The sequence below is a fragment of the Aureimonas ureilytica genome, assembly GCF_001475935.1.
Classification (GTDB): domain Bacteria; phylum Pseudomonadota; class Alphaproteobacteria; order Rhizobiales; family Rhizobiaceae; genus Aureimonas; species Aureimonas ureilytica_A.
The window spans coordinates 1-21,802 of sequence record NZ_LDQA01000084.1 but is presented as its reverse complement, the minus strand read 5'-3'; the positions used below and the strand labels follow the sequence as shown (position 1 = coordinate 21,802).

Annotated in this window: 18 protein-coding genes and 1 pseudogene; 9 read left to right on the top strand and 10 right to left on the bottom strand. The window is 63.1% G+C overall.

Annotated features, from left to right (window positions below; translation table 11 throughout):
• The first annotated feature begins 187 nt into the window (after nt 1-187).
• From purL to NS365_RS22100, 4 genes are all read left to right on the top strand, one after another.
• Complete coding sequence (gene purL, locus NS365_RS22115; RefSeq protein WP_058602462.1) at nt 188-2,398, top strand: phosphoribosylformylglycinamidine synthase subunit PurL; 2,211 nt, start codon at nt 188-190, stop codon at nt 2,396-2,398.
• 71 nt (nt 2,399-2,469) lie between these two features.
• Nucleotides 2,470-2,706 (top strand): BolA/IbaG family iron-sulfur metabolism protein, encoded by a 237-nt coding sequence (locus tag NS365_RS22110; protein ID WP_058602460.1) that lies wholly within the window; start codon nt 2,470-2,472, stop codon nt 2,704-2,706.
• A gap of 91 nt (nt 2,707-2,797) precedes the next feature.
• Complete coding sequence (grxD, locus tag NS365_RS22105) at nt 2,798-3,142, top strand: Grx4 family monothiol glutaredoxin (RefSeq protein ID WP_058602459.1); 345 nt, start codon at nt 2,798-2,800, stop codon at nt 3,140-3,142.
• A gap of 162 nt (nt 3,143-3,304) precedes the next feature.
• On the top strand, nt 3,305-4,582 hold the full coding sequence (locus NS365_RS22100) for a multidrug effflux MFS transporter (RefSeq protein ID WP_058602458.1): 1,278 nt from the start codon (nt 3,305-3,307) through the stop codon (nt 4,580-4,582).
• A 33-nt stretch (nt 4,583-4,615) separates the two neighbouring features.
• Here the strand turns inward: NS365_RS22100 and NS365_RS22095 are convergent, their stop codons facing one another.
• The 4 genes from NS365_RS22095 to NS365_RS23880 all read right to left on the bottom strand — a co-directional run bounded on the left by NS365_RS22095 (nt 4,616) and on the right by NS365_RS23880 (nt 7,401).
• Nucleotides 4,616-5,440 carry an inositol monophosphatase family protein gene (locus tag NS365_RS22095; RefSeq protein ID WP_058602457.1) on the bottom strand — a complete coding sequence of 275 codons (825 nt, stop codon included), beginning with the start codon at nt 5,438-5,440 and terminating at the stop codon, nt 4,616-4,618.
• Nucleotides 5,437-6,321, bottom strand: coding sequence for a tRNA 2-thiocytidine(32) synthetase TtcA (gene ttcA, locus NS365_RS22090; protein WP_058602456.1), 885 nt, complete (start codon nt 6,319-6,321; stop codon nt 5,437-5,439). Before ttcA ends, NS365_RS22095 begins: the two co-directional genes overlap by 4 nt.
• A 99-nt stretch (nt 6,322-6,420) precedes the next feature.
• On the bottom strand, nt 6,421-7,038 hold the full coding sequence (gene rpsD / locus NS365_RS22085; RefSeq protein WP_058602455.1) for a 30S ribosomal protein S4: 618 nt from the start codon (nt 7,036-7,038) through the stop codon (nt 6,421-6,423).
• Nucleotides 7,039-7,242: 204 nt separating this feature from the next.
• A complete protein-coding gene (locus NS365_RS23880) occupies nt 7,243-7,401 on the bottom strand; it encodes a YqaE/Pmp3 family membrane protein (RefSeq protein ID WP_082684784.1) in 159 nt (52 codons plus the stop codon).
• A 110-nt stretch (nt 7,402-7,511) separates the two neighbouring features.
• Here NS365_RS23880 and NS365_RS22080 point away from each other — a divergent pair, with 110 nt between their 5' ends.
• A complete protein-coding gene (locus tag NS365_RS22080; protein WP_058602454.1) occupies nt 7,512-8,027 on the top strand; it encodes a hypothetical protein in 516 nt (171 codons plus the stop codon).
• Between the two features lie 20 nt (nt 8,028-8,047).
• Here the strand turns inward: NS365_RS22080 and murI are convergent, their stop codons facing one another.
• On the bottom strand, nt 8,048-8,830 hold the full coding sequence (gene murI, locus NS365_RS22075; protein WP_058602453.1) for a glutamate racemase: 783 nt from the start codon (nt 8,828-8,830) through the stop codon (nt 8,048-8,050).
• Nucleotides 8,827-9,609: an RNA methyltransferase gene (locus NS365_RS22070; protein ID WP_058602452.1), complete on the bottom strand. Its 783-nt coding sequence runs from the start codon at nt 9,607-9,609 to the stop codon at nt 8,827-8,829. Before NS365_RS22070 ends, murI begins: the two co-directional genes overlap by 4 nt.
• A 202-nt stretch (nt 9,610-9,811) precedes the next feature.
• Between NS365_RS22070 and NS365_RS22065 the strand changes: the two genes are divergently transcribed.
• Entirely contained in the window at nt 9,812-11,029 is a 1,218-nt protein-coding gene (locus NS365_RS22065; RefSeq protein WP_058602451.1) for an NADP-dependent isocitrate dehydrogenase, read from the top strand.
• Nucleotides 11,030-11,038: 9 nt separating this feature from the next.
• On the opposite strand, the pseudogene NS365_RS22060 reads toward NS365_RS22065, so the two are convergent.
• The 3 genes and pseudogenes from NS365_RS22060 to recA form a co-directional block, all read right to left on the bottom strand.
• A pseudogene (locus NS365_RS22060) lies at nt 11,039-12,289 on the bottom strand (MFS transporter).
• A 361-nt stretch (nt 12,290-12,650) separates the two neighbouring features.
• Nucleotides 12,651-15,299, bottom strand: a complete 2,649-nt coding sequence (gene alaS, locus NS365_RS22055) for an alanine--tRNA ligase (protein WP_058602450.1) — start codon at nt 15,297-15,299, stop codon at nt 12,651-12,653.
• 169 nt (nt 15,300-15,468) lie between these two features.
• Nucleotides 15,469-16,548, bottom strand: coding sequence for a recombinase RecA (gene recA, locus NS365_RS22050; protein ID WP_058602449.1), 1,080 nt, complete (start codon nt 16,546-16,548; stop codon nt 15,469-15,471).
• A 146-nt stretch (nt 16,549-16,694) separates the two neighbouring features.
• On the opposite strand from recA, the gene NS365_RS22045 reads away from it, so the two are divergent.
• Together NS365_RS22045 and NS365_RS22040 are read left to right on the top strand one after the other, a co-directional pair.
• A complete protein-coding gene (locus NS365_RS22045) occupies nt 16,695-17,657 on the top strand; it encodes a carbohydrate kinase family protein (RefSeq protein WP_058602448.1) in 963 nt (320 codons plus the stop codon).
• Nucleotides 17,654-18,574, top strand: a complete 921-nt coding sequence (locus tag NS365_RS22040) for a pseudouridine-5'-phosphate glycosidase (protein WP_058602447.1) — start codon at nt 17,654-17,656, stop codon at nt 18,572-18,574. The genes NS365_RS22045 and NS365_RS22040 overlap by 4 nt, the downstream gene beginning before the upstream one ends.
• Here NS365_RS22040 and cckA read toward each other — a convergent pair whose 3' ends face one another.
• On the bottom strand, nt 18,575-21,145 hold the full coding sequence (gene cckA / locus NS365_RS22035) for a cell cycle histidine kinase CckA (RefSeq protein ID WP_058602461.1): 2,571 nt from the start codon (nt 21,143-21,145) through the stop codon (nt 18,575-18,577).
• 234 nt (nt 21,146-21,379) lie between these two features.
• On the opposite strand from cckA, the gene NS365_RS22030 reads away from it, so the two are divergent.
• The coding region (locus NS365_RS22030) for a flagellar biosynthetic protein FliO (protein WP_082684783.1) at nt 21,380-21,802 on the top strand (423 nt) is incomplete at its 3' end.

The window sequence follows — 21,802 nt, the reverse complement described above, 5'->3', positions numbered from 1 at the left end:
TCCGGCGCTGTGAGCCAGGTCGAAGACGACGTCCAGATTCTGCGGGCCGCTGCCGATGTCGGCGCGTGTCGTACCCGGTCCGACTGGGTGGACGCCCGTTGAAAACCCCTCTCTTTCCGCTTGTGATCGCGCTTTTCCAATGCGAAGAGCGGCCAAGCGCGTTTCTCTCCTCTCGTTCGGAGGCTTCATGACCAACATTGCCATCACGCCCGAACTCATCGCCAGTCACGGGCTGAAGCCGGACGAATATCAGCGTATTCTCGATCTGATCGGCCGCGAGCCGACGATCACCGAACTCGGCATCTTCTCGGCGATGTGGAACGAGCATTGCTCGTACAAGTCTTCCAAGCGCTGGTTGCGCACGCTGCCGACCAAGGGGCCGCGCGTCATTCAGGGTCCGGGTGAGAACGCCGGCGTCGTGGACATCGGAGATGGCGACTGCGTCGTCTTCAAGATGGAGTCGCACAATCACCCCTCCTATATCGAGCCTTATCAAGGCGCAGCGACGGGTGTAGGCGGCATTCTGCGCGATGTGTTCACCATGGGCGCGCGTCCGATCGCAGCCATGAACGCGCTCCGCTTCGGCGCGCCGGACCATCCCAAGACGCGCCATCTCGTGGCCGGTGTCGTCGCGGGCGTCGGCGGCTATGGCAATTCCTTCGGCGTGCCGACCGTCGGCGGCGAGGTGAACTTCCACTCGCGCTATAACGGCAACTGCCTCGTGAACGCCTTCGCGGCCGGTCTCGCGAAGGCCGACGCGATCTTCCTGTCGGAGGCGAAGGGCGTCGGCCAGCCCGTCGTCTATCTCGGTGCCAAGACCGGGCGCGACGGCGTTGGCGGGGCGACCATGGCCTCGGCCGAGTTCGATGAGAAGATCGAAGAGAAGCGCCCGACGGTCCAGGTCGGCGACCCCTTCACCGAGAAATGCCTGCTCGAAGCCTGCCTCGAACTCATGCAGACGGGCGCGGTCATCGCCATTCAGGACATGGGCGCGGCAGGTCTCACCTGCTCGGCCGTCGAAATGGGCGCGAAGGGCGATCTCGGCATCGAACTGGATCTCAACAAGGTGCCGGTGCGCGAAGAGCGCATGACGCCTTACGAAATGATGCTGTCGGAAAGCCAGGAGCGGATGCTCATGGTTCTGGAGCCCTCCAAGCAGGAGGTCGCCGAGGCGATCTTCCGCAAATGGGGCTTGGACTTCGCGGTGGTCGGCAAGACGACCGACGATCTTCGCTTCCGCATCCTCTTCGACGGGACCGAAGTCGCCAATCTGCCGATCAAGGAACTCGGCGACGAAGCGCCGGAATATGATCGCCCGTGGACCGAGCCCAAGCCGGCCAAGGTAGTGCATCTCGCCGATATCCCTGAACCCCGCGACTATGCGCAGGCGCTCGTGAAGGTGCTCGGCTCGCCCGACATCGCCTCGCGCCGCTGGGTCTTCGAGCAATATGACACGCTGATCCAGGGCAATTCGCTTCAGCGGCCGGGCGGCGACGCCGGCGTCGTGCGCGTCGATGGGCACCCGACCAAGGCGCTCGCCTTTTCGTCCGACGTGACGCCGCGCTATTGCGAGGCCGATCCCTGGCAGGGTGGCGCCCAGGCTGTCGCCGAATGCTGGCGCAACCTGACGGCGGTGGGCGCAGAGCCCTTAGCGGCGACCGATAATCTCAATTTCGGCAATCCCGAAAAGCCTGAGATCATGGGCCAGTTCGTCAAGGCCGTGGAAGGCATCGGCGCGGCCTGCCGCGCGCTCGATTTCCCGATCGTCTCCGGCAACGTCTCGCTCTACAACGAAACCCAAGGCCGCGCGATCCTGCCGACGCCCACGATCGGCGGCGTCGGTCTGATCGAGGATCGCCAGTTTACCGCGACGATCGGCGGGATGCGCGACGGCGACGTTTTGTTCCTGGTGGGACAGGACGGGCAGCATCTCGGCAGCTCGGTTTACCTGCGCGAAGTCGAAGGACGCGAAGAGGGCGCGCCGCCTCCGGTGGATCTGGAGATGGAGAAGCGCCACGGAGATTTCGTGCGCAAGCTGATCCGCTCCGGCCGCGTCACGGCCTGCCACGATCTCTCGGACGGCGGCCTCGGCATCGCGCTGGCGGAAATGTGCATGGCGTCCGGACGCGGCGCGAAGGTGAATGTCGGCGGCGGCGCGCTGCATGGCCCGCTCTTCGGCGAGGATCAGGCGCGGTACGTCGTGGCGGTCGCTGCGAAGGATGCCGCCTCGCTTGAGTCCGAAGCGCAGGGCATACCGCTGCGCGAGCTCGGCACGGTGGGCGGAACGGCGCTGGTCGTGAACGGTGCTCTGTCGCTGGAGATCGAGCGCCTGACCGTCACGCATGAAAGCTGGTTCCCGAACTTCATGTCGGGCACCGTGGATGCCAGCGCCGCCTGAGACGCGTTGCCGGGTCCGGGCGAAGCCTCTATCTTTGAACCGGACCTGAAAGCCTTGAGGAGACCGACGGCATGCCGATGAACGCTCACGACATCGAGTCCATGATCCGCGAAGCGATCCCGGACGCCGTGGTCACGATCCGCGATCTTGCGGGCGATGGGGATCACTACGCCGCCGAGGTCGTCGCGGAGAGTTTTCGCGGCAAGTCGCGCGTGCAGCAGCATCAGATGGTGTATCAGGCCCTGCAGGGAAATATGGGCGGTGTGCTTCACGCCCTCGCCCTTCAAACCAGCGCGCCGAAAGCATAACTACAACGCAGACGCGGCCCCGCTCGTCGGTCGCGATCAGATTGCTTCCTTCGCCTCACGGACGAAGGCCAACCAGAAAACGGACCCGGCCATGAGCGGCATCATCGATTGGATCGACAACGAGGTGAAGACGAACGACGTGATCGTCTTCATGAAGGGCACTCCGGATTTTCCCCAGTGCGGTTTTTCCGGCCAAGTCGTTCAGATCCTGAACTATCTCGGCGTTCCCTATAAGGGCGTCAACGTCCTGTCGTCGGACGATCTGCGCAACGGTATCAAGGAATACGGCTCCTGGCCGACCATCCCGCAGGTCTACGTCAAGGGCGAGTTCGTCGGCGGCTGCGACATTCTGCGCGAGATGTTCCAGGCGGGCGAGTTGCAGGACTTCTTCGGCGAACGCGGCATCGAGGCCAAGGGCGCGGCGGCCGCGCAGTAAGCCACGCTTCTTTTTACCGCTGATAAAGGCTCGCTTCGAACCGAAGCGGGCTTTTTTCGTTTCAGACTGGGTGCGCGCTCATGAGCCCCGCACCAATCAGTCACCCTTTCCATTTGGCGTGGGAGGCTGTAGACGAAAGCGGCATCAAGAAAGATTGAGCTTATGTCGGACGCGCCGGATCGAACGCGCGGGATCCCCTATTGGGAACTCGTGACCCTTATCGCCTGCATCATGGCGCTGAACGCCGCCGCGATCGACATCTTCATTCCGGCGCTCACGGGCATCGCGCGATCCCTCGAACTGGCCAATCCCAATCAGGCGCAGTTCGTCATCTCGTCCTATGTGATGGGCTTCGGTATCGCGCAGATCGCCTACGGCACGCTCTCGGATCGCTATGGAAGGCGTCCGGTGCTTCTGTTCGGTCTGGCGATCTATGTGGCGGCTTCGATCGCGGCCGTGTTTGCCCCGACTTTCGGAATCCTGCTGGCCCTACGCGCGATCCAAGGCATTGGCGCGGCGGCGACCCGCGTCATCGCGGTGTCGGTTGTCCGGGATTGTTTCGGCGGCGCGCGCATGGCCAGCGTCATGTCGCTCGTCATGATGATCTTCATGGTCATCCCGGTCATCGCCCCCAATCTCGGCCAGCTGATCCTTCTGTTTGGCGATTGGCACGAGATCTTTCTGGCCATCTCCGCGTTCGGCGCTTTCGTGGCGGTCTGGACCTATTTCCGAATGCCGGAGACCCTGCATCCCGAAGATCGCATTCCGCTGACGATGAGCCGCGTGACGGGCGCCTTCAAGCTGGTCGTGACGAACCGGCGGGCTTTTGCCTATACGCTTTCGACCGCCCTCACCTTCGGTGTTCTCTTCGCCTTTATCAACCAAGCCGAGCAGGTCTATGGGACGATCTACGCGCTGGGGCCGGCTTTCACGCTTTACTTCTCGGCCGGTGCGATCTTCATGGCGGTCGCATCCTTCACCAACTCGCGCCTCGTGGTGCGCTTTGGAATGCGCCGTCTGTCGCACGGTGCGCTCTGTCTGTTCCTCGCCTTCAACATCCTGCATCTGGCGATCGCGCTGCTGTCGGGCGGCGTGCCGCCTTTCCCGGTCTTCCTGGTCGGGATCATCGCGACGCTTTGCCTGTTCGGTTTCATCGGTACGAACTTCAATGCCTTAGCGATGGAGCCTTTGGGGCATGTCGCAGGAACAGCCTCCTCCGTTTTGGGCTTCATGCAGACCTTCGGCGGCGGCGTGCTTGGGGCAACGATCGGCTACCTTTATGACGGAACGCTCACTCCCCTCCTGAGCGGCTATGTCGTCCTTTCGATCGGGGCTCTTCTTTGCGCGTTGATCGCGGAAAACGGCAAGCTCTTCGCAAGAGATCGCGCGCCCAGCCGAGAGGATCCGCTCGTCACGCATTCTCACGCCGCCGCAGAATGAAAAAAGGCCGGTTCACTGAACCGGCCTTGTCCTTCAAGCGATATCGCTGCCGATGAGTTGTCGCAACTCCCGCCAGCTCTCCGCGTCCGGCGCGGTGAGAAGGCCGCCATTGACGTCGGTTGGACGGTAAGGCGAGCCATCCCATTTTCGGACGTAGCCGCCGGCCTCCTCCAAGAGAAGCGAGCCGGCCAGATGGTCCCAGGGCATGAGCTTGACGTAGAACTGATAATGCAGCGCGCCGGACGCCGTGAGACGATATTCATGCGCAGCGGTGCGGTAGTTCGCGAGGATGCGGGTTTCCGCGAGCCTATTCAGCAGCGCGCGGCGCTGATCCTTCGGTAGCATGGAAGACGATGCGACGCCGATCATGTCCGCCACCGGTGCAGGAGCCGCAGCCCGCAGCCGGACCCGCTCGCCGTCAGTGCGCACGAGATAGGCTCCCGACCCCTTTTCGGCCAACATCCAGTCATCGCCCAGCGGATCGTAGATCAAGCCCGCGACCGTCTCGCCTTTCGAGACGACCGCCGCCATGACGCCGAACAAAGGCGCGCCCGCCGCAAAATTCGCGGTGCCGTCGATCGGGTCCACGATGATGGAAAGATCGGCGTCCGCGATCCGCGACAGCAGGGCCGGATCGGCCGCCACGCCTTCCTCACCGACAAAAAGTGCGCTCGGCATCAGGGCAGCGCACTCACGCTTGATGAAGCGTTCGGCGGCTTCGTCGGCTTCGGTCACAAGATCGACGGCCGACGTTTTCTCGCGGATGTCTCCATCCCCCAGCCGGCGAAAGCGGGGCATGATTTCGGCCTTGGCGGCGTTTCGCAGGATCTGGGCCAGTTCGTCGATAGGCAGGGTCACGGCGTCTCGTCCCTTTGTGGATGCAGATTGGCGAAGTCGAACAAGGCGGGGTCGAGCAGATGGCTCGGCTTCACGCTCGACAGCGAGCGCCCGATCGTTTCCTTGCGACCGGGAAAGCGTCGATCGAGATCGGCGAGAAAGGTCTTGAGCGCGCTGCGTTGAAGACCCTCCTGGCTCCCACAAAGGTCGCAGGGAATGATCGGGAAGCGCATCGCTTCGGCAAAGCGCGCGATATCCTCTTCCGAGGAGCGGATAAGTGGCCGCAGAACGGTGAGATCACCCTCGTCGTTCAGGAGCTTGGCGGGCATCGCCGAAAGCTTGCCGCCATGCAGCATGTTGAGGAAGAAGGTCTCGATACTGTCGTCGAGGTGATGCCCGAGAACCAGCGCCTCGCAGCCCTCCTCGCGGGCGATCCGATACAGGTTGCCGCGCCGCAGGCGCGAACAGAGCGCGCAGGTCGTGGCGCCCTCGGGTACCTTTTCCTTCACGATCGAATAGGTGTCGCGATATTCGATCCGGTGCGGGACGCCATGGCGCGTCAGGAAATCGGGCAGGATGTGCTTGGGAAAGTTCGGTTGGCCCTGATCGAGATTGCAGGCCAGCAGATCGACCGGCAGCAACCCGCGCCATTGAAGATCGACCAGCAGCGCCAGCAGCGTGTAGGAATCCTTGCCGCCGGACAGACCAACCAGCCAGCGCGCACCGGGCCGGACCATTGCATAGGTCTGAAGCGTTTCGCGGACCTGCCGCAGGAGCCGCTTGCGCAGCTTCTTGAAACTGACCGAATCGGGAGAGTCGCGAAACAGCGGATGCGCGCCTTCGCCCGGTTCGAACTCCGCCTCACCCGCGCCCGCCTCGCTTGGCCTGACCTCGTCCAGCATGTCGCTTGCTCCTTCACGGCAGGCTGTAACAACCAAGCCAGAAAAACAAAAGGCCGCCCGAAGGCGGCCTTTCGAAAAGGTGCGTCGATGGACGACCGATCAGCGCGAGTAGAACTCGACGACGAGGTTCGGTTCCATGATGACCGGATACGGAACGTCGTGCAGGCCCGGAACGCGCTGCAGCGTCGCGACCATCTTGCTGTGATCGACTTCGAGGTAGTCCGGCACGTCACGCTCGGCGAGCTGCGTGGCTTCGATGAGCACGGTCAGCTGCTTCGACTTCTGACGAACCTCGATCACGTCGCCCTGCTTGCAGCGGTACGAACCGATGTTCGTACGCACGCCGTTGACGGTGACATGGCCATGGTTCACGAACTGACGAGCGGCGAAGATCGTGGGAACGAACTTCGCACGGTAGACGATCGCATCGAGGCGCGACTCGAGCAGACCGATCAGGTTCTCAGAAGTGTCGCCACGACGACGGGCGGCCTCTTCGTAGATCTTGCGGAACTGCTTCTCGGACAGATCGCCGTAGTAGCCCTTGAGCTTCTGCTTGGCGCGCAGCTGCGTGCCGAAGTCAGACATCTTGCCCTTGCGGCGCTGGCCATGCTGGCCCGGGCCGTACTGGCGGCGGTTCACCGGGGACTTCGGACGGCCCCAGATGTTCTCGCCCATGCGGCGATCGATTTTGTACTTAGACGCTTCGCGCTTAGACATCGCATTTCCCAAAAGGAGAGCCAGCGGACCATTCCGCCAGCCGAGGAAACGCGCCCTCCTTTGCTCACCCAGCGGCGAGCTGACAGGGATGCCGCGACAAACGCGATCAACCCACGGGACACGTAAAGAAACAGCGGACCTTTCGATCCGCTGATACGAGCCCCATAATGGATCTGTCATAAACCGTCAAGACAATGACGTGGCTTACTTACGGGCGATCACCCAGACAGCGTGGACGATGCCGGGAATATAGCCGAGCAGCGTCAAGATGATGTTGATCCAGAAGTGTTTGCCGAGGCCAACTTCCATGAAGACCCCGAGCGGGGGAAGCAGGATGGCGAAGATGATCTTGATCAGTTCCATGGAAAACTCGTTCGTGCCTTAATACCCGTTGAACGATCATCCACCCCGTTCGTTCCCGTTTCAACAGCGTTGGACCGGCCCCTTCGGCCTCGGAACACAGGATAGAGATCATGATCAAGACCGGCACCTTTGGGCCGATCGCGGCGCTTCTCCTTGTCGTGGCCATGTCTCCGGCTCAGGCCGACGCAGGCTATTTCCAGCGGTTCAACGGGAGCTTTGCCGGCAGTGGCACGGTGCAGCGCGAGCAGGATTCCTCCCCTCGCCGCGTGTCGTGCTCCCTGACGGGCGCAACAGCCAGCGCCAACCGTTTGCGGATGGACGGAACCTGCCGGGCCGCCATTATAGTGCGCCGTGCGATCGGGGCCGATCTCCGTTACGACCCGTCGACGGACCGCTTTTCCGGTACCTATACCGGGTCGAGCCGTGGTCCGGCCCAGTTGCGCAACGGGCGCCTGCGCGGGGATACGCTGACCCTCGATCTCGTCTATCCTCAGCCGGTGCATGGCGATCGCAATGCCGTCATGACCATTCGCAACAGCGGCAACGGGGCCTTCACGCTGACTGTGACGGACCGGGTCGACGGCCAGAACCGCACGACGTCGAACGTCACGCTGCAAAAGAGCTAATACATCCGGCCTCGAGCTGCTCAGGCCCGCAAGCCGAACCCGCGAATGAGAGCGCGCGTGGCCGCGTCCGGCGCGCCTGCGGTAAAGATCGCGCGGTCGGGGCCGTCCGGCGCCTCGCCGCTTTGTGACGGCAGAAGCGAAAGCGCACGCCGCGCGATCGCCTCGGCAGGGTCCAGCCAGTCCACCGGCCAAGGCGCCGTCTTGCGCATTCGGTTGGCCAGGAACGGATAATGCGTGCAGGCGAGAACCACGATGTCCGTCCGCCGCCCGTCGCGCTCGATAAAGCATGGCGCGGTCTCAGTCTGAACGGCATTCTCGTCCACAAAGCCGTTGCGCAGGTAATCTTCGGCCAGCGCGGCCAAGTGAACGCTGCCCACCAGATGGACCTCGCATTTCGAGGCCCATTGCGTGATGAGATCCCGCGTGTATTGCCGCTTGACCGTACCCGGCGTTGCCAGCACGCTGACGAGCCCCGAGCGCGTGCGCTCGGCTGCCGGCTTGATGGCCGGCACGGTGCCGACGAAGCTCATGCCGGGATAGGCCGCCCGCAGGTCTCCCAGCACCAGGGTCGAAGCCGTATTGCACGGGATCATGCAGATCGAAGGCCGGTGCTCTTCGATCAAGCGCCCGAACAGCGTCACAATCCGGTCGCGCAGCGCCTCCTCTTCCCAATTGCCATAGGGAAAGGCCGCATTGTCGGCGACATAAAGAAAGCGGCGCTCGGGCATGAGCACGCGCGCTTCGCGTAGAACCGTCAGCCCGCCGAGCCCGGAATCGAACAGGAGGACCGGCCCGTCGCTCATTCGCCCTCTCCGGCCGATTTCATCGCCTTGCGATCCAGCGAGCGCAGAACGCCGTGAAGCGTGCTGAGTTCGGGTCCGCTGAAACCCGCGCGCGTCAGCATGATGCGAAGATTGTGTACCATCACCTCACGCTTGGCCGGCGGAAAGAAATAGCCGGCAGCGTCGAGCGAGCCTTCGAGATGATCGAAGAAGCGATAGAGATTGTCCTTCTCAGCCGGGGCGATCTCGGGCGCTGAGAAACGCGGCGCGGCGTTCTCGTCCAACCCGGACTTCATCCATTCGTAGCTCATCAGCAGGACGGCCTGCGCGATATTGAGCGAGGCAAAGGCCGGATTCACCGGGAAGGTCACGATCTCGTCGGCCAGATCAACCTCCTCGTTCGAAAGGCCGAAGCGTTCGCGCCCGAACAGAATGCCCGCCCTCTGGCCCGACCCGATCCGTGCCCGCAGCGCGCCTGCCGCGCTGTCTGGCCCCCGCACCGTCTTGACGGAGTCGCGAGGTCGGGCCGTGGTCGCCAAGAGATAAGTGAGATCGGCCGCCGCCGCCTCGACCGTATCGAACAGCTTCACGGCGTCGATCACATGGTCGGCGCGCGAGGCGCTCGCTCGCGCCCTCTCGTTCGGCCAGCCATCGCGCGGATTGACCAGCCGCAGGTCCGCAAGACCGAAATTCGCCATGGCCCGCGCCACCATGCCGATATTCTCGCCGAGCTGAGGCTCCACCAGAATGATCGCGGGTCCCTCGGTCAGGTTCTCGTCGGTGCGGTTCGTGCCGGCCAAGGCGAACCCTTTCGTTCAATTCGTTAGCTTTGCCTGCCATTAGCGCGGCTTGCGCCCCGCGCAAAGCCTTCGTCAGCCTCGCGGACGGCTTTGCGGGGCTCGACGCCGGTGTTATAGCCGCCCCATCACGCCGGGGGCACTCCCGCCCTCTGTCCAACACCACTCCGGCCGCCTGGCCGGGGCCATCTGGGGAAAGCAGCATATGGCGAAGATCAAGGTCCAAAATCCGGTCGTGGAGCTGGACGGCGACGAGATGACCCGGATCATCTGGCAGGCGATCAAGGACAAGCTGATCCACCCCTATCTCGACATCGACCTCGAGTATTACGACCTTTCGGTCGAGAACCGCGACGCGACCAACGATCAGGTCACGGTCGATTCCGCCAACGCGATCAAGAAGCATGGCGTCGGCGTCAAGTGCGCCACGATCACGCCGGACGAGCAGCGCGTCGAAGAGTTCAAGCTCAAGAAGATGTGGAAGTCGCCCAACGGCACGATCCGCAACATCCTCGGCGGCGTGATCTTCCGCGAGCCGATCATCATGAAGAACGTGCCGCGCCTCGTTCCAGGCTGGACGCAGCCGATCATCGTCGGCCGCCATGCCTTCGGCGACCAGTACCGCGCGACCGATTTCAAGTTCCCCGGCAAGGGCACGCTCTCGATCAAGTTCGTCGGCGAAGATGGCGAAGTGATCGAGCACGAGGTCTATCAGGCGCCCTCCGCCGGCGTCGCGATGGCCATGTACAATCTGGACGACTCGATCCGCGAGTTCGCCCGCGCCTCGTTCAATTACGGCCTGCTGCGCGGCTATCCGGTCTATCTCTCGACCAAGAACACGATCCTGAAGGCCTACGATGGCCGCTTCAAGGATATCTTCCAAGAGGTGTTCGACGCCGAGTTCAAAGCCGAGTTCGACAGCCGCAAGCTCACCTATGAGCACCGCCTGATCGACGACATGGTCGCCTCGGCGCTCAAGTGGTCGGGCGGCTATGTCTGGGCCTGTAAGAACTATGACGGCGACGTGCAGTCCGACATCGTGGCCCAGGGCTTCGGCTCGCTTGGCCTGATGACCTCGGTTCTGATGACGCCGGACGGCAAGACGGTGGAAGCGGAAGCCGCGCACGGCACCGTGACGCGCCACTACCGCCAGCACCAGAAGGGTCAGGAGACCTCGACCAACTCGATCGCGTCGATCTTCGCCTGGACCCGTGGTCTGGCGCACCGCGCCAAGCTCGACGACAATGCCGAGCTGAAGCGCTTTGCCGACACGCTCGAGAAGGTCTGCATCGACACGGTCGAGGCCGGTCACATGACCAAGGATCTCGCCCTTCTCATCGGGCCGGACCAGCCGTGGCTCTCCACGACCGGCTTCCTCGACAAGATCGACGAGAACCTCAAGAAGGCGATGGCCTCGGCCTGATCTCAAGCTCTATTCAGCCGGCGCGCCCTGCGCGCCGGCTGTCAGATCTGCGGTGCGCCGCTCGACGCCGAAGCCGGCGAGAAGTGCGACGGCCACCGCGACGACCAGAATGGTCGAGAGAAGCGCAAGCGCATAATTCCCGCCCCAATGCTCGGCGAGCGAAATCTAGATCGTCGCATTGCCCGAGGCCAGAAGATTGCCGATCTGATAGGCTGTGCCAGGGAAAGTGCCCCGTACATCCGGTGGTGAAATCTCGTTGAGATGCGCCGGGACGACGCCCCAGGCCCCCTGCACGCAGAACTGAACCAGGAAGGCTCCGAGGGCCAACAGCGGCGCGTTCGGAGCGTAAGTCCAAAGCCCTGCGGCCGGGATCGCCAGAAGAGCGGCCACGACGATGGCACGCCGACGGCCGAGCGTTTGCGACCAAGCGCCAAAACAGACGCCGCCGAGAATCGCTCCGATATTGTAGATGATCGCGATCGTTCCGGTGACGGTGCTGGAGTAGCCGAGCTGCTTCTCCAGGAAGGTCGGATAAACGTCCTGCGTGCCATGGCTGAAGAAGTTGAACGCCGTCATCAAGAGAACCGCCCAGATCAGCAGGCCGATATTTCCCTTCAACGCCTGCGTCAAAGACATAGGACGAGCGGCCCTCCGCCCCTCGAACGCAGGGGACTCCTTCACCGTCCGCCGGATGTAGAGGATCAGCAGCGCGGGCAGGATGCCGATCATAAACAGGCCGCGCCATCCGACCAGCGGGAAGGCAATCAGATAAACCAGCGAGGCGATCAGGTACCCCGATGGGTAGCCCGCCTGAAGGATACCCGACACGACACCGCGCGCACGCTCAGGCACGCTTTCCATCACCAGTGACGAGCCGATTCCCCACTCACCGCCCATCGCGACACCGTAGAGCGTCCGCAAGACGATGAGAACGGTGAGGCTCGGCGAAAAGGCCGAAGCGAAAGCCAGAACGGAGTAGATCAGAATATTGGTCATCATGATCGGTCGCCGCCCGAAGCGATCCGCCGCGAGGCCGAAAATCAGCGCCCCGACGGGACGGGCGGCGAGCGTCAGAAAGAGCGTGTAGGACACCGCTTCGAGCCCCACGCGAAACTCCTGCGCGATCGCATTGAGGACGAAGACCAGTAGGAAGAAGTCGAACGCATCGAGCGTCCAACCGAGATAGGACGCGAGCAAGGTATGACGTTGCGACGCGTTCAAGGATTTCAGGTCGCTGATGGCTGAACTGATAACGGACATCGTTCTGACCTCCCATTCCCAATGAATGATCCGCCAGCTGAACGATAACGCGGCCGTGATCGCCTTCAACGAAGTTCGGAAGAGGTGGACAGAAAGTTAGGTTTCCCTCGGGTTGCCCGCTGCGGAGTCAGGCGGCGACCTGAGCCAGCCTGCGGATCAAAGTGACGCGGAATCACTTCTTGCGGCCATCGGTCAGCGATCGGGCGGCGGCGGAATGAAGAAAGGGGCGGCCCATGAAGCCGCCCCTTATCAAATCAGCCTGTGTTTCCTCCCCAAACGAGCGCTGTCCGGGTTAGCATCGACTACGGCCACAGCCTGCCCTTAAGCTCCATCGGAGAATGACGGGAAGGCCAAAATAGTCTTAGGATGCGAGCTTCGCTTCCACGGCGGCTACGGCGTCCTGAGCGCGATCCGCATCCGGCCCGCCTGCCTGAGCCATGTCCGGGCGACCGCCGCCGCCCTTGCCGCCGATCGCTTCCGAGGCGGCCCGGACCAGATCCACGGCACTGAAGCGGGAGGTCAGATCCTCGGTGACGCCGATCACGACGCTGGCTTTGCCGTCGGCCACGCCCACGAAGGCCACGATACCGGAGCCGAGGCCAGCCTTAACCTCGTCCACCAGACCCTTGAGGTCTTTCGCCGCCACGCCGTCCAGAACGCGCCCCACAAACGACACGCCGCCGATCTCCTTGGGAGCCGAGGATGCGCTCTGCCCGTCGCCGGCCAAGGCCAGCTTCTTCTTGGCTTCCGTCAGCTCACGCTCCAGGCGGCGGCGATCCTCCGCCAGAGCCTCGACACGATCCACGATCTCGCTCGGAGCAGCCTTCAGCGTCGCGGCAATCCGCTTCACGCGCGCATCCTGCTCCAAAAGATAATCACGCGCAGCCGCGCCCGTCAGAGCCTCGACACGGCGAACGCCCGCGCCGACAGCACTCTCCGACAGAACATGGACCAGACCGATGTCGCCGGTGGAGCGGACATGCGTTCCGCCGCAAAGCTCGATCGAATAGGCCGCCTTCTCACCCTTGGGCTCGCCCATGGAAACGACACGAACCTCGTCGCCATACTTCTCGCCGAACAGCGCCATGGCTCCGAGCGCGATCGCGTCGTCCACGGCCATCAGTCGGGTTTCGACGGATGTGTTCTGAAGAATGACCGCATTGGCGAGTTCCTCGACACGCGCCAGCTCGGAGGCGTCCAGCGGCTTGGGATGCGAGAAGTCGAAGCGCAGGCGATCGGGCGAGACCTGCGAGCCCTTCTGAGCCACATGCGTTCCCAGAACTTCGCGCAGACCCTCGTGCAGAAGATGGGTCGCGGAATGGTTGGATCGGATCTTGGAGCGGCGAGCGTGGTCCACCACGAGCTCCAGAGCCGCGCCGCGCTTCAGCGTCCCTTCCGTGACCTTGCCACGATGGATGAACAAGCCATTGGCGACCTTCTGCGTGTCCTCCACTTCGAAGCGCACGCCCTCGCCTTTGAGCACGCCGGTATCGCCGACCTGGCCGCCCGACTCCCCATAGAAAGGCGTCTGGTTGAGCACCACGGCCGCCGCATCGCCGGCCTTCGCTTCCGCCACCTCGGCGCCATCGCGCACGATGGCGCGAACTTCAGCTTCGGCCGCTTCCGTGTCGTAGCCGAGAAACTCCGTCGCGCCTTCGCGCTCGCGAATGGCGAACCAGACCGTTTCGGCCGCCGCCTCGCCGGAGCCGACCCAGCTCGCGCGGGCTTCGGCCTTCTGACGTTCCATAGCCGACTGGAAGCTGGAGAGATCGACACCGACGCCGCGCGCGCGCAACGCGTCCTGCGTCAGGTCGAGCGGAAAGCCATAGGTGTCGTAAAGCTTGAAGGCGACTTCGCCATCGAGGCTGTCCCCGTGCGCGAGGTCTTGCGACGCCTCGTTGAGGAGGATCAGGCCGCGATCCAGCGTCGTCAGGAAGCGCTTTTCTTCCAGCTTCAGCGTCTCGGAGATCAGTGCTTCCGCGCGCACAAGCTCAGGATAGGCGCGGCCCATTTCGGACACGAGCGTCGGCAGAAGCTTGAACAGAACGGGCTCACGCGCGCCGAGCAGCTTGGCGTGACGCATCGCGCGCCGCATGATGCGGCGAAGAACATAGCCGCGCCCTTCATTGGAGGGCAGCACACCGTCCGCGATCAGGAAGGCCGTCGCGCGCAGATGATCCGCGATGACGCGGTGGCTGGCCAGGGCATCGCCCTCGGCCCGCGATCCGATCGCCTCCTCGACGGCGGCGATCAGGCGGCGGAACAGATCGATCTCGTAGTTCGAGGTCACGCCTTGCAGGATCGCGGCGATACGCTCCAGCCCCATGCCCGTATCGATCGAGGGGCGCGGGAGTGCCACGCGCTCACCCGGCGAAACCTGCTCGAACTGCATGAAGACGAGGTTCCAGAATTCCAGGAACCGGTCGCCATCTTCCTCGGCCGAACCCGGAGGGCCGCCCCAGACCGACTCGCCTTGATCATAGAAGATTTCGGAGCACGGACCGCAAGGGCCCGTCTCGCCCATGGTCCAGAAATTGTCCGAGGTCGGGATGCGGATGATCTTGTCGTCGGAGAAACCGGCGATGCTCTTCCAGAGCCGCGCGGCTTCTTCGTCCTCGGAATAGACGGTGACGAGCAGACGGCTCTTGTCGAGCGCGAATTCCTTGGTGACGAGGTTCCAGGCGAGGCTGATCGCCTCTTCCTTGAAATAGTCGCCGAAGGAGAAATTGCCGAGCATCTCGAAGAACGTGTGATGCCGCGCGGTGAAGCCGACATTGTCGAGATCGTTGTGCTTGCCGCCGGCGCGCACCACCTTCTGCGCGGTGGTCGCCCGCGTGTAATCGCGCTTCTCCAACCCGGTGAAGACGTTCTTGAACTGCACCATGCCGGCGTTCGTGAACATCAGGGTCGGGTCGTTGCGTGGCACGAGCGGCGAGGAGGCGACCGGCTCATGCCCGTTCTTCGCGAAATATTGAAGAAAGGTCGACCGGATCTCGTTCACGCCACTCATGGAAAAACCTTCAATTGGGAAAACGCGGCCGGGGCATGGTTACCGCTCCGCGCAAGCCTTTTAGCGGCGAGGCAAAACCCTGTCTATGTCGGGCTTGCAACGACCATGCGAAGCCAAGAGACACCCTCATACGAAAACGCCCGCCAGAGAGGCGGGCGTTTTCTGTTCATCAGGCTTCGCCGTCGTCGTCGCCGTCCTCGGAGGGGCCGGCGTCCAGAAGCTTCTCCGCGATCAGGCCGGCGTTCTGGCGGATCGCCGATTCGACCTCCGCCGCCAAGGCCGGGTTGTCCCGCATGGTCGCCTTGGCGTTCTCGCGGCCTTGGCCGAGACGCTGGGAATTATACGAGAACCAAGCGCCGGACTTCTCGACGATGCCGGACTTGACGCCCAGATCGACGAGCTCGCCCATCTTGGACACGCCCTCGCCATACATAATGTCGAACTCGACCTGCTTGAACGGCGGGGCCAGCTTGTTCTTCACCACCTTCACGCGCGTCTGGTTGCCCGTCACCTCTTCGCGCTCCTTGATGGAACCGATCCGGCGAATGTCGAGACGAACCGAGGCGTAGAACTTCAGGGCGTTGCCGCCCGTGGTCGTTTCGGGCGAGCCAAACATCACGCCGATCTTCATACGGATCTGGTTGATGAAGATGACCATGCACTTGGAGCGCGAGATCGAGCCCGTCAGCTTGCGTAGCGCCTGGCTCATCAGGCGCGCCTGCATGCCCGGCAACGAGTCGCCCATCTCGCCTTCGATTTCGGCGCGAGGCGTGAGCGCGGCCACCGAATCGACCACGAGCACGTCGATCGCGCCGGAGCGAACCAGCGTATCCACGATTTCCAGCGCCTGCTCGCCGGTGTCGGGCTGCGAGATCAGGAGATTGTCGAGATCGACGCCGAGCTTGCGAGCATAGACAGGATCGAGCGCATGTTCGGCGTCTACGAACGCGCAGATGCCACCGGCCTTCTGCGCTTCGGCCACAGTGTGCAGCGCCAGGGTCGTCTTGCCCGAGGATTCCGGTCCATAGATTTCGACAATGCGTCCCTTCGGAAGGCCGCCGATCCCGAGCGCAATGTCGAGGCCGAGGGATCCGGTCGAAACCGTCTCGATGTCGAGCTTCTCGGTTTGCCCGAGACGCATGATAGAGCCCTTGCCGAAGGCCCGTTCGATCTGCGAAAGCGCTGCATCGAGCGCCTTGTTCTTGTCCACCGAAGTATCCTCAACGAGACGGAGTGAGCTTTGGGCCATGAAAACAAGACCTTATTTCATGTGGGCGAACCGGGTGCAATCCGCTTGGCTGTGACGTGTATGTACTCTTTTCGTTCTCATCGTTCAAGGGATATTCCCTTTTTGTTCTCATTTGAGTTCTCGATGATCCACCCGGAGAAAGCGGCATGAAGCTCCCTATCGACGGGTTGGATGTCGTCCTGTTCGGAGGGGCGCATCTCGACCGCGTGGCGCGGTCATCCGTGCCGTTTCAAGCGGCGGCATCGAACCCCGGTTCGTGCCGGGAATTCATCGGTGGCGCGAGCTTCAACGTCGCTCGTGCTATGGCCCGGCAAGGCGCCGCCCCGCATGTCGTGAGCGCCCGCGGCGGCGATTCGATCGCGGCGTCCATCGAGATCGCCTTGGAAGCCGAGCGGATCGGAGATGGCGCACTATCCTGGCTGGATCGTCGCTCGGCCAGCTATACCGCGATTCTGGACGATACCGGCGAGTTGCGCGCGGCCGTCGCAGATATGGACATCTACGATCTCCTGACGCCCCGAGCGCTGAAACGCGCCCATTTGCGGCATCGCCTGAACGCGGCACAGGCCTGCGTCGTGGATGCCAATTTACCAAGCGAAACGTTGGCCTATCTCTCCGAGCACAAGATGAACGGGCCGATTTTCGCGATTGCGGTTTCACCGTCCAAGGTTTTGCGCCTGCGGCCATGTCTGCCCCGGTTGACGGCGTTGTTCCTGTCCCGTGCCGAAGCCGCCTCGCTCGCAGGCCGACCGAAGGACAGCCCGGTCGAGCATCTCGCGCAGGCGTTACGCGAGCTTGGCCTACGACGGGCGGTCGTGACGGACGGCCCGCGCGCGGCGGCTATTCTGGATGAAGACGGTCTCGTGCTTCAGTCGCCCCCGCAAGTCCCCGCCATTCGCGACGTGACAGGTGCGGGCGATACGTTGGCGGCAATCACCATTCTGGAATTAGTGACCGGCACAAACTTTACCGAGGCCGCGCGCGTTGGAATGTGCGCCTCGGCGCTTCATATCGCGCACGAACTTCCCCCCCAGTCCTTGCCGCAATGCCGCTCCCTGGCGGCCGCGCTTCCCTCTCCCACCCCCGTCCACCAGGACCGATCCGCATGAACGACATGATCCATCTTTCTCCTTCCGTCGCCGAGGCCCTTCAATTCGGCCGCGCCGTCGTGGCGCTGGAATCGACCATCATCACCCACGGCATGCCCTGGCCGAAGAACCTCGATATGGCGCGTGAGGTAGAAGCCATCATTCGCGAGGAAGGCGCCGAACCGGCAACGATCGCCGTGATCGACGGCAAATTGCATGTCGGCCTGACCGACGCGCAGCTCGAGACATTGGCGCAGACCAAGGGCGCTTTGAAACTCTCGCGCGCCGACCTTGCCTATGCTGTGGCGGCCGGTCGCACGGGCTCGACCACGGTCGCGGCCACGATGATCGCCGCGCGTTTGGCGGGTATCGAAGTCTTCGCGACGGGCGGCATTGGTGGCGTGCACAAGGGCGCCGAGACCAGCTTCGACATTTCGGCCGATCTTGACGAGTTGTCTCAGACGCGCGTCATCGTCGTGTCGGCAGGAGCCAAGGCGATCCTCGATCTCAAGAAGACCTTCGAAGTTCTTGAAACGAAGGGTGTTCCGGTCATCGGATACGGCGTGGACGAATTGCCCGCCTTCTGGTCGCGCCGCTCCGGCATCGCGACGCCGATCCGGATGGATTCGGCCGACGAGATCGCCGAATTCCAACGCGTTCGCGAACGGCTCGATATCCATGGCGGCATGTTGATCGCCAACCCTCTGCCCGAAGAGCTGGAAATCGACAGCGCGACCATCGGCGGCTGGATCGATGCGGCATTGGCGGATGCCGACGCGAAGGGTGTCACCGGCAAGGCGACGACGCCATTCCTGCTTCAAAAGATTTTCGAACTCAGCGAGGGCAAATCGCTGGCGACCAATATCGACCTCGTCCGCTCGAATGCTCGGCTGGCCGCTCGCGTCGCGGTCGGCCTCGCCAAGCGTCCGACCCACTGATCACTCTTCGAGCGCCTCTTTAACGGCGACCGCCAAGTCACGGAGGGAGAAGGGTTTCGGCAGGAAGCCGAATTTTTCTCCCTCCGGCAAATTCTTGGCGAAGGCGTCCTCGGCATAGCCTGAGACGAAGATGAACTTGAGATCGGGCCGAACCTTGCGCATCTCGCGCAGCAGCGTCGGCCCGTCCATTTCCGGCATCACGACGTCGGACACGACGAGATCGACCTTGCCGTCCAGCTCTTCCATCACGTCCAGCGCTTCCAGCCCGCTCGCCGCCTCGTGGACATCGTATCCGCGCATCTTCAAAGCGCGCACGTTTCCGGCGCGAACATTGTCTTCGTCCTCGACGAGCAGGATGGACGCAGTGCCCGACAGGTCCATCTTGGCGCCTGCCGCCTGCACGCCCGACTGTTCGGGCCGCGGTGCGGCGATCTCCGCCGGAATGTGACGCGGCAGGAAGATGCGGAACACCGTCCCTTCGCCCTGTCGCGACTCCACGAAGATGAAGCCGCCGGACTGCTTCACGATTCCGTAGACCATGGAGAGGCCGAGGCCCGTACCCTTGCCGATTTCCTTGGTCGTGAAGAAGGGTTCGAAGATCCGCTCCGCGACATCGGCCGGCATGCCGGAGCCCGTATCCGAAACCTCCATCAGCACGTAATCGGCTTCGATCAACTCGCCATAGCCGAAGCCCGGCACTTCGGCGGCTGAAACGTTGCGCGTCGAAATTGTCACCGTTCCTTGCGTCGCCATGGCGTCGCGCGCGTTCTGCACGAGATTGGTGACGACCTGCTCGAACTGCCCGATATCGGCCATGACAGGCCAGAGGTCACGCGCGTGGTGGCGCTCCAATTTGACGAGGTCGCCGGAGATGCGCTTCAGGAGAAGGTGCATATCCGCGATGACGTCCGTCAGATTCAGCATCTTGGGACGCATGGTCTGACGGCGTGAATAGGCCAGAAGCTGCCGGACCAGCGATGCCGCGCGATTGGCGCTCTGCTTGATCAGCAGGAGATCCTGGAAGGACGGATCGCCCGAGCGATGATTCAGGAGCAGGAAGTCCACCGACGCCGTGATGATCGTCAGGACGTTGTTGAAGTCATGCGCAATGCCGCCGGCCAGATTGCCGATCGCCTGCATCTTCTGGCTCTTGGCGAACTGGTCTTCGAGCGTGCGCTGCTGGGTGATGTCGACGCCATAGAGGATGGCGACTTCGCCGGTTCCATCGTGAATGTCGGCATTTGCGCTAACGTAAAGGCGCGTGGAGCGCACGGGCTCGCTCAGAAGCTCGGCATCGACCGGAGGAATGTCCGCCTGCCCGCGCGCGGCGGCTTGCAGCGCTTGCCGGATCGCCTCGCGATTTTCGTCGCGAACACAATCCATGATCGGCTGCGCGCCGATGGCGGCACCCTCGCCAAATAGACGACCGAACGCGCCGTTGGCACGCGCGATTCGACCGTTGGCGTCGAGCGCCGCAATGGCCATCGGAGACGAGTTGAAGAAGCGCGTGAATCGTACCTCGGCCGCGCGCAAGGCCTGTTCCTGCTCGCCCGCACCCACTCGGTTCAGAACGAGCGTGCGGGTGACGCCTTTCAGGCGCTCTCCGGCAGGGGCGAAATTGCGAAGAAGCCGGACAGGCAAGCGCTGGCCCGAAGACGTGACGAGGTCGAGATCGACCGATGAGATGCCGCTATCGTCGCGGATATGCTTCGTGCGGCGCAGCAGCGCCGCATCCTCCTCGCGCAGATAATCGAAGATCGACGGCCCATAAGGCTTGAACGATGCCAGATCGATCCGAAGCCATTCGGCGAGCGTCGCGTTGATATAGCCGAGACGGCCCGAATCATCGGCGGCGAAGAAACCCGCCGGCGCGTGGTCGAGATAGTCGATGGCGTGCTGGAGATCGCGGAAAAAGCTCTCCTGCTCCTCGCGCTCCGGTGTGATGTCGGCGATCTGCCAGACTTGAAGCGAGCCGTTCTCGGCGGTCAGCGGGCGCACGGAGGCGCGGTACCAGCGCGGCGAGGTTTCGGCGGTCCGGCTGCCGAGTTCACGCGTCAGTCGGAACTCCTCCTGACCAACCATGCCCTCCTGCGCCAGATTGGCGAGCCGATAGATCGCTTCGGATGCCTCGGGCTCTCGCGAAAGAAGGCGTTCGAGCGTGCGAACCTCGCCGGCCGACTGAGCCCCGGTGCGAACCCCATAAGCGCGATTCGCATAGACCACGCGCCCTCGCCGATCGGTCACGAGCGTTCCGGTCGGTAGATCGTCCAGAAACGCCTTGGCGATTCCCTGATCCATCCGCTTGAAGCCGAATTGCAACAGTCCGAGCGCCAAACCGAAGACGGCGGCGATTCCGACCATGGCCAGCAGACCGAAAATACCGAGAAGAGCGATCGCTCCATAGACATGGCCGAACAGGGCAAGTGTCGCCGCGAAGACGAAGAGGAACCCGGCCAGAAACAGGATTCGCCGCACCCCGGTCGAATCAGGATGGCGATCGATCAAGGGCTTGTCGCTAAGGGGAGTTGGCGCAACCGGCGCTGTCTGTTCCACAGGGGATGCTCCATGCATCGGCATCGGCCCTTCCGATAACGGGCTGGAAAGGTTACGACCAAACGGCGCGAAGCGCACGAGATTCTGTCGAATTTGCGCCCGTCATTGCCGAACGTCATCCTGACACGGCAGTATGGGCCGAAGCTGACCTGACCCTGTATCAGGACGGGCAGCGACATAAGAACCGAATACCGATTGCGGTCCCGAGACGTCAACGACGAACGGACCGCCGGCATCGCGGAGGTATGGTGAATGCGTGAATGGTTGGCCGGCGTGGTCGGTGAGAATCTGGCGCCGATCGTTTCGGTGATTTTGGCAGCGGCGGTGGTCATCCTCCTGGTCCTGCTGCTGGTCGGCTTGGCCAAGCGCATTTTTGCCGGTGGCAGCGGGATCGGCAGTCGCCATCGCGCGCCACGTCTCGCGGTGCTGGATGCGATTGCCGTGGACCAGCGTCGCAAGCTCGTTCTGGTGCGCCGCGACGAAGCGGAGCATCTGATTCTGATTGGCGGGTCCAACGATCTCGTGGTGGAACAGAGCATCTTCCGGGGTCAGGTGGCGCGCCGAGTCCCGCCCGGTGCTCCGCCGGCGCGGCAGGAGCCCGATATGGGTGAGCGCCCGGCAGGTGCCCCGATGCCGCACCGCCGCACGCCCCCGTCCCCCCGAACGGCCGAGACG

Excerpts from the sequence above, each read along its gene's own strand:
- purL (WP_058602462.1), top strand. The coding sequence starts at position 188 with ATGACCAACATTGCCATCACGCCCGAACTCATCGCCAGTCACGGGCTG.
- NS365_RS22110 (WP_058602460.1), top strand. The coding sequence starts at position 2,470 with ATGCCGATGAACGCTCACGACATCGAGTCCATGATCCGCGAAGCGATC.
- grxD (WP_058602459.1), top strand. The coding sequence starts at position 2,798 with ATGAGCGGCATCATCGATTGGATCGACAACGAGGTGAAGACGAACGAC.
- NS365_RS22100 (WP_058602458.1), top strand. The coding sequence starts at position 3,305 with ATGTCGGACGCGCCGGATCGAACGCGCGGGATCCCCTATTGGGAACTC.
- ttcA (WP_058602456.1), bottom strand. The coding sequence starts at position 6,321 with ATGCTGGACGAGGTCAGGCCAAGCGAGGCGGGCGCGGGTGAGGCGGAG.
- rpsD (WP_058602455.1), bottom strand. The coding sequence starts at position 7,038 with ATGTCTAAGCGCGAAGCGTCTAAGTACAAAATCGATCGCCGCATGGGC.
- NS365_RS23880 (WP_082684784.1), bottom strand. The coding sequence starts at position 7,401 with ATGGAACTGATCAAGATCATCTTCGCCATCCTGCTTCCCCCGCTCGGG.
- NS365_RS22080 (WP_058602454.1), top strand. The coding sequence starts at position 7,512 with ATGATCAAGACCGGCACCTTTGGGCCGATCGCGGCGCTTCTCCTTGTC.
- murI (WP_058602453.1), bottom strand. The coding sequence starts at position 8,830 with ATGAGCGACGGGCCGGTCCTCCTGTTCGATTCCGGGCTCGGCGGGCTG.
- NS365_RS22065 (WP_058602451.1), top strand. The coding sequence starts at position 9,812 with ATGGCGAAGATCAAGGTCCAAAATCCGGTCGTGGAGCTGGACGGCGAC.
- alaS (WP_058602450.1), bottom strand. The coding sequence starts at position 15,299 with ATGAGTGGCGTGAACGAGATCCGGTCGACCTTTCTTCAATATTTCGCG.
- recA (WP_058602449.1), bottom strand. The coding sequence starts at position 16,548 with ATGGCCCAAAGCTCACTCCGTCTCGTTGAGGATACTTCGGTGGACAAG.
- NS365_RS22045 (WP_058602448.1), top strand. The coding sequence starts at position 16,695 with ATGAAGCTCCCTATCGACGGGTTGGATGTCGTCCTGTTCGGAGGGGCG.
- NS365_RS22040 (WP_058602447.1), top strand. The coding sequence starts at position 17,654 with ATGAACGACATGATCCATCTTTCTCCTTCCGTCGCCGAGGCCCTTCAA.
- cckA (WP_058602461.1), bottom strand. The coding sequence starts at position 21,145 with ATGCATGGAGCATCCCCTGTGGAACAGACAGCGCCGGTTGCGCCAACT.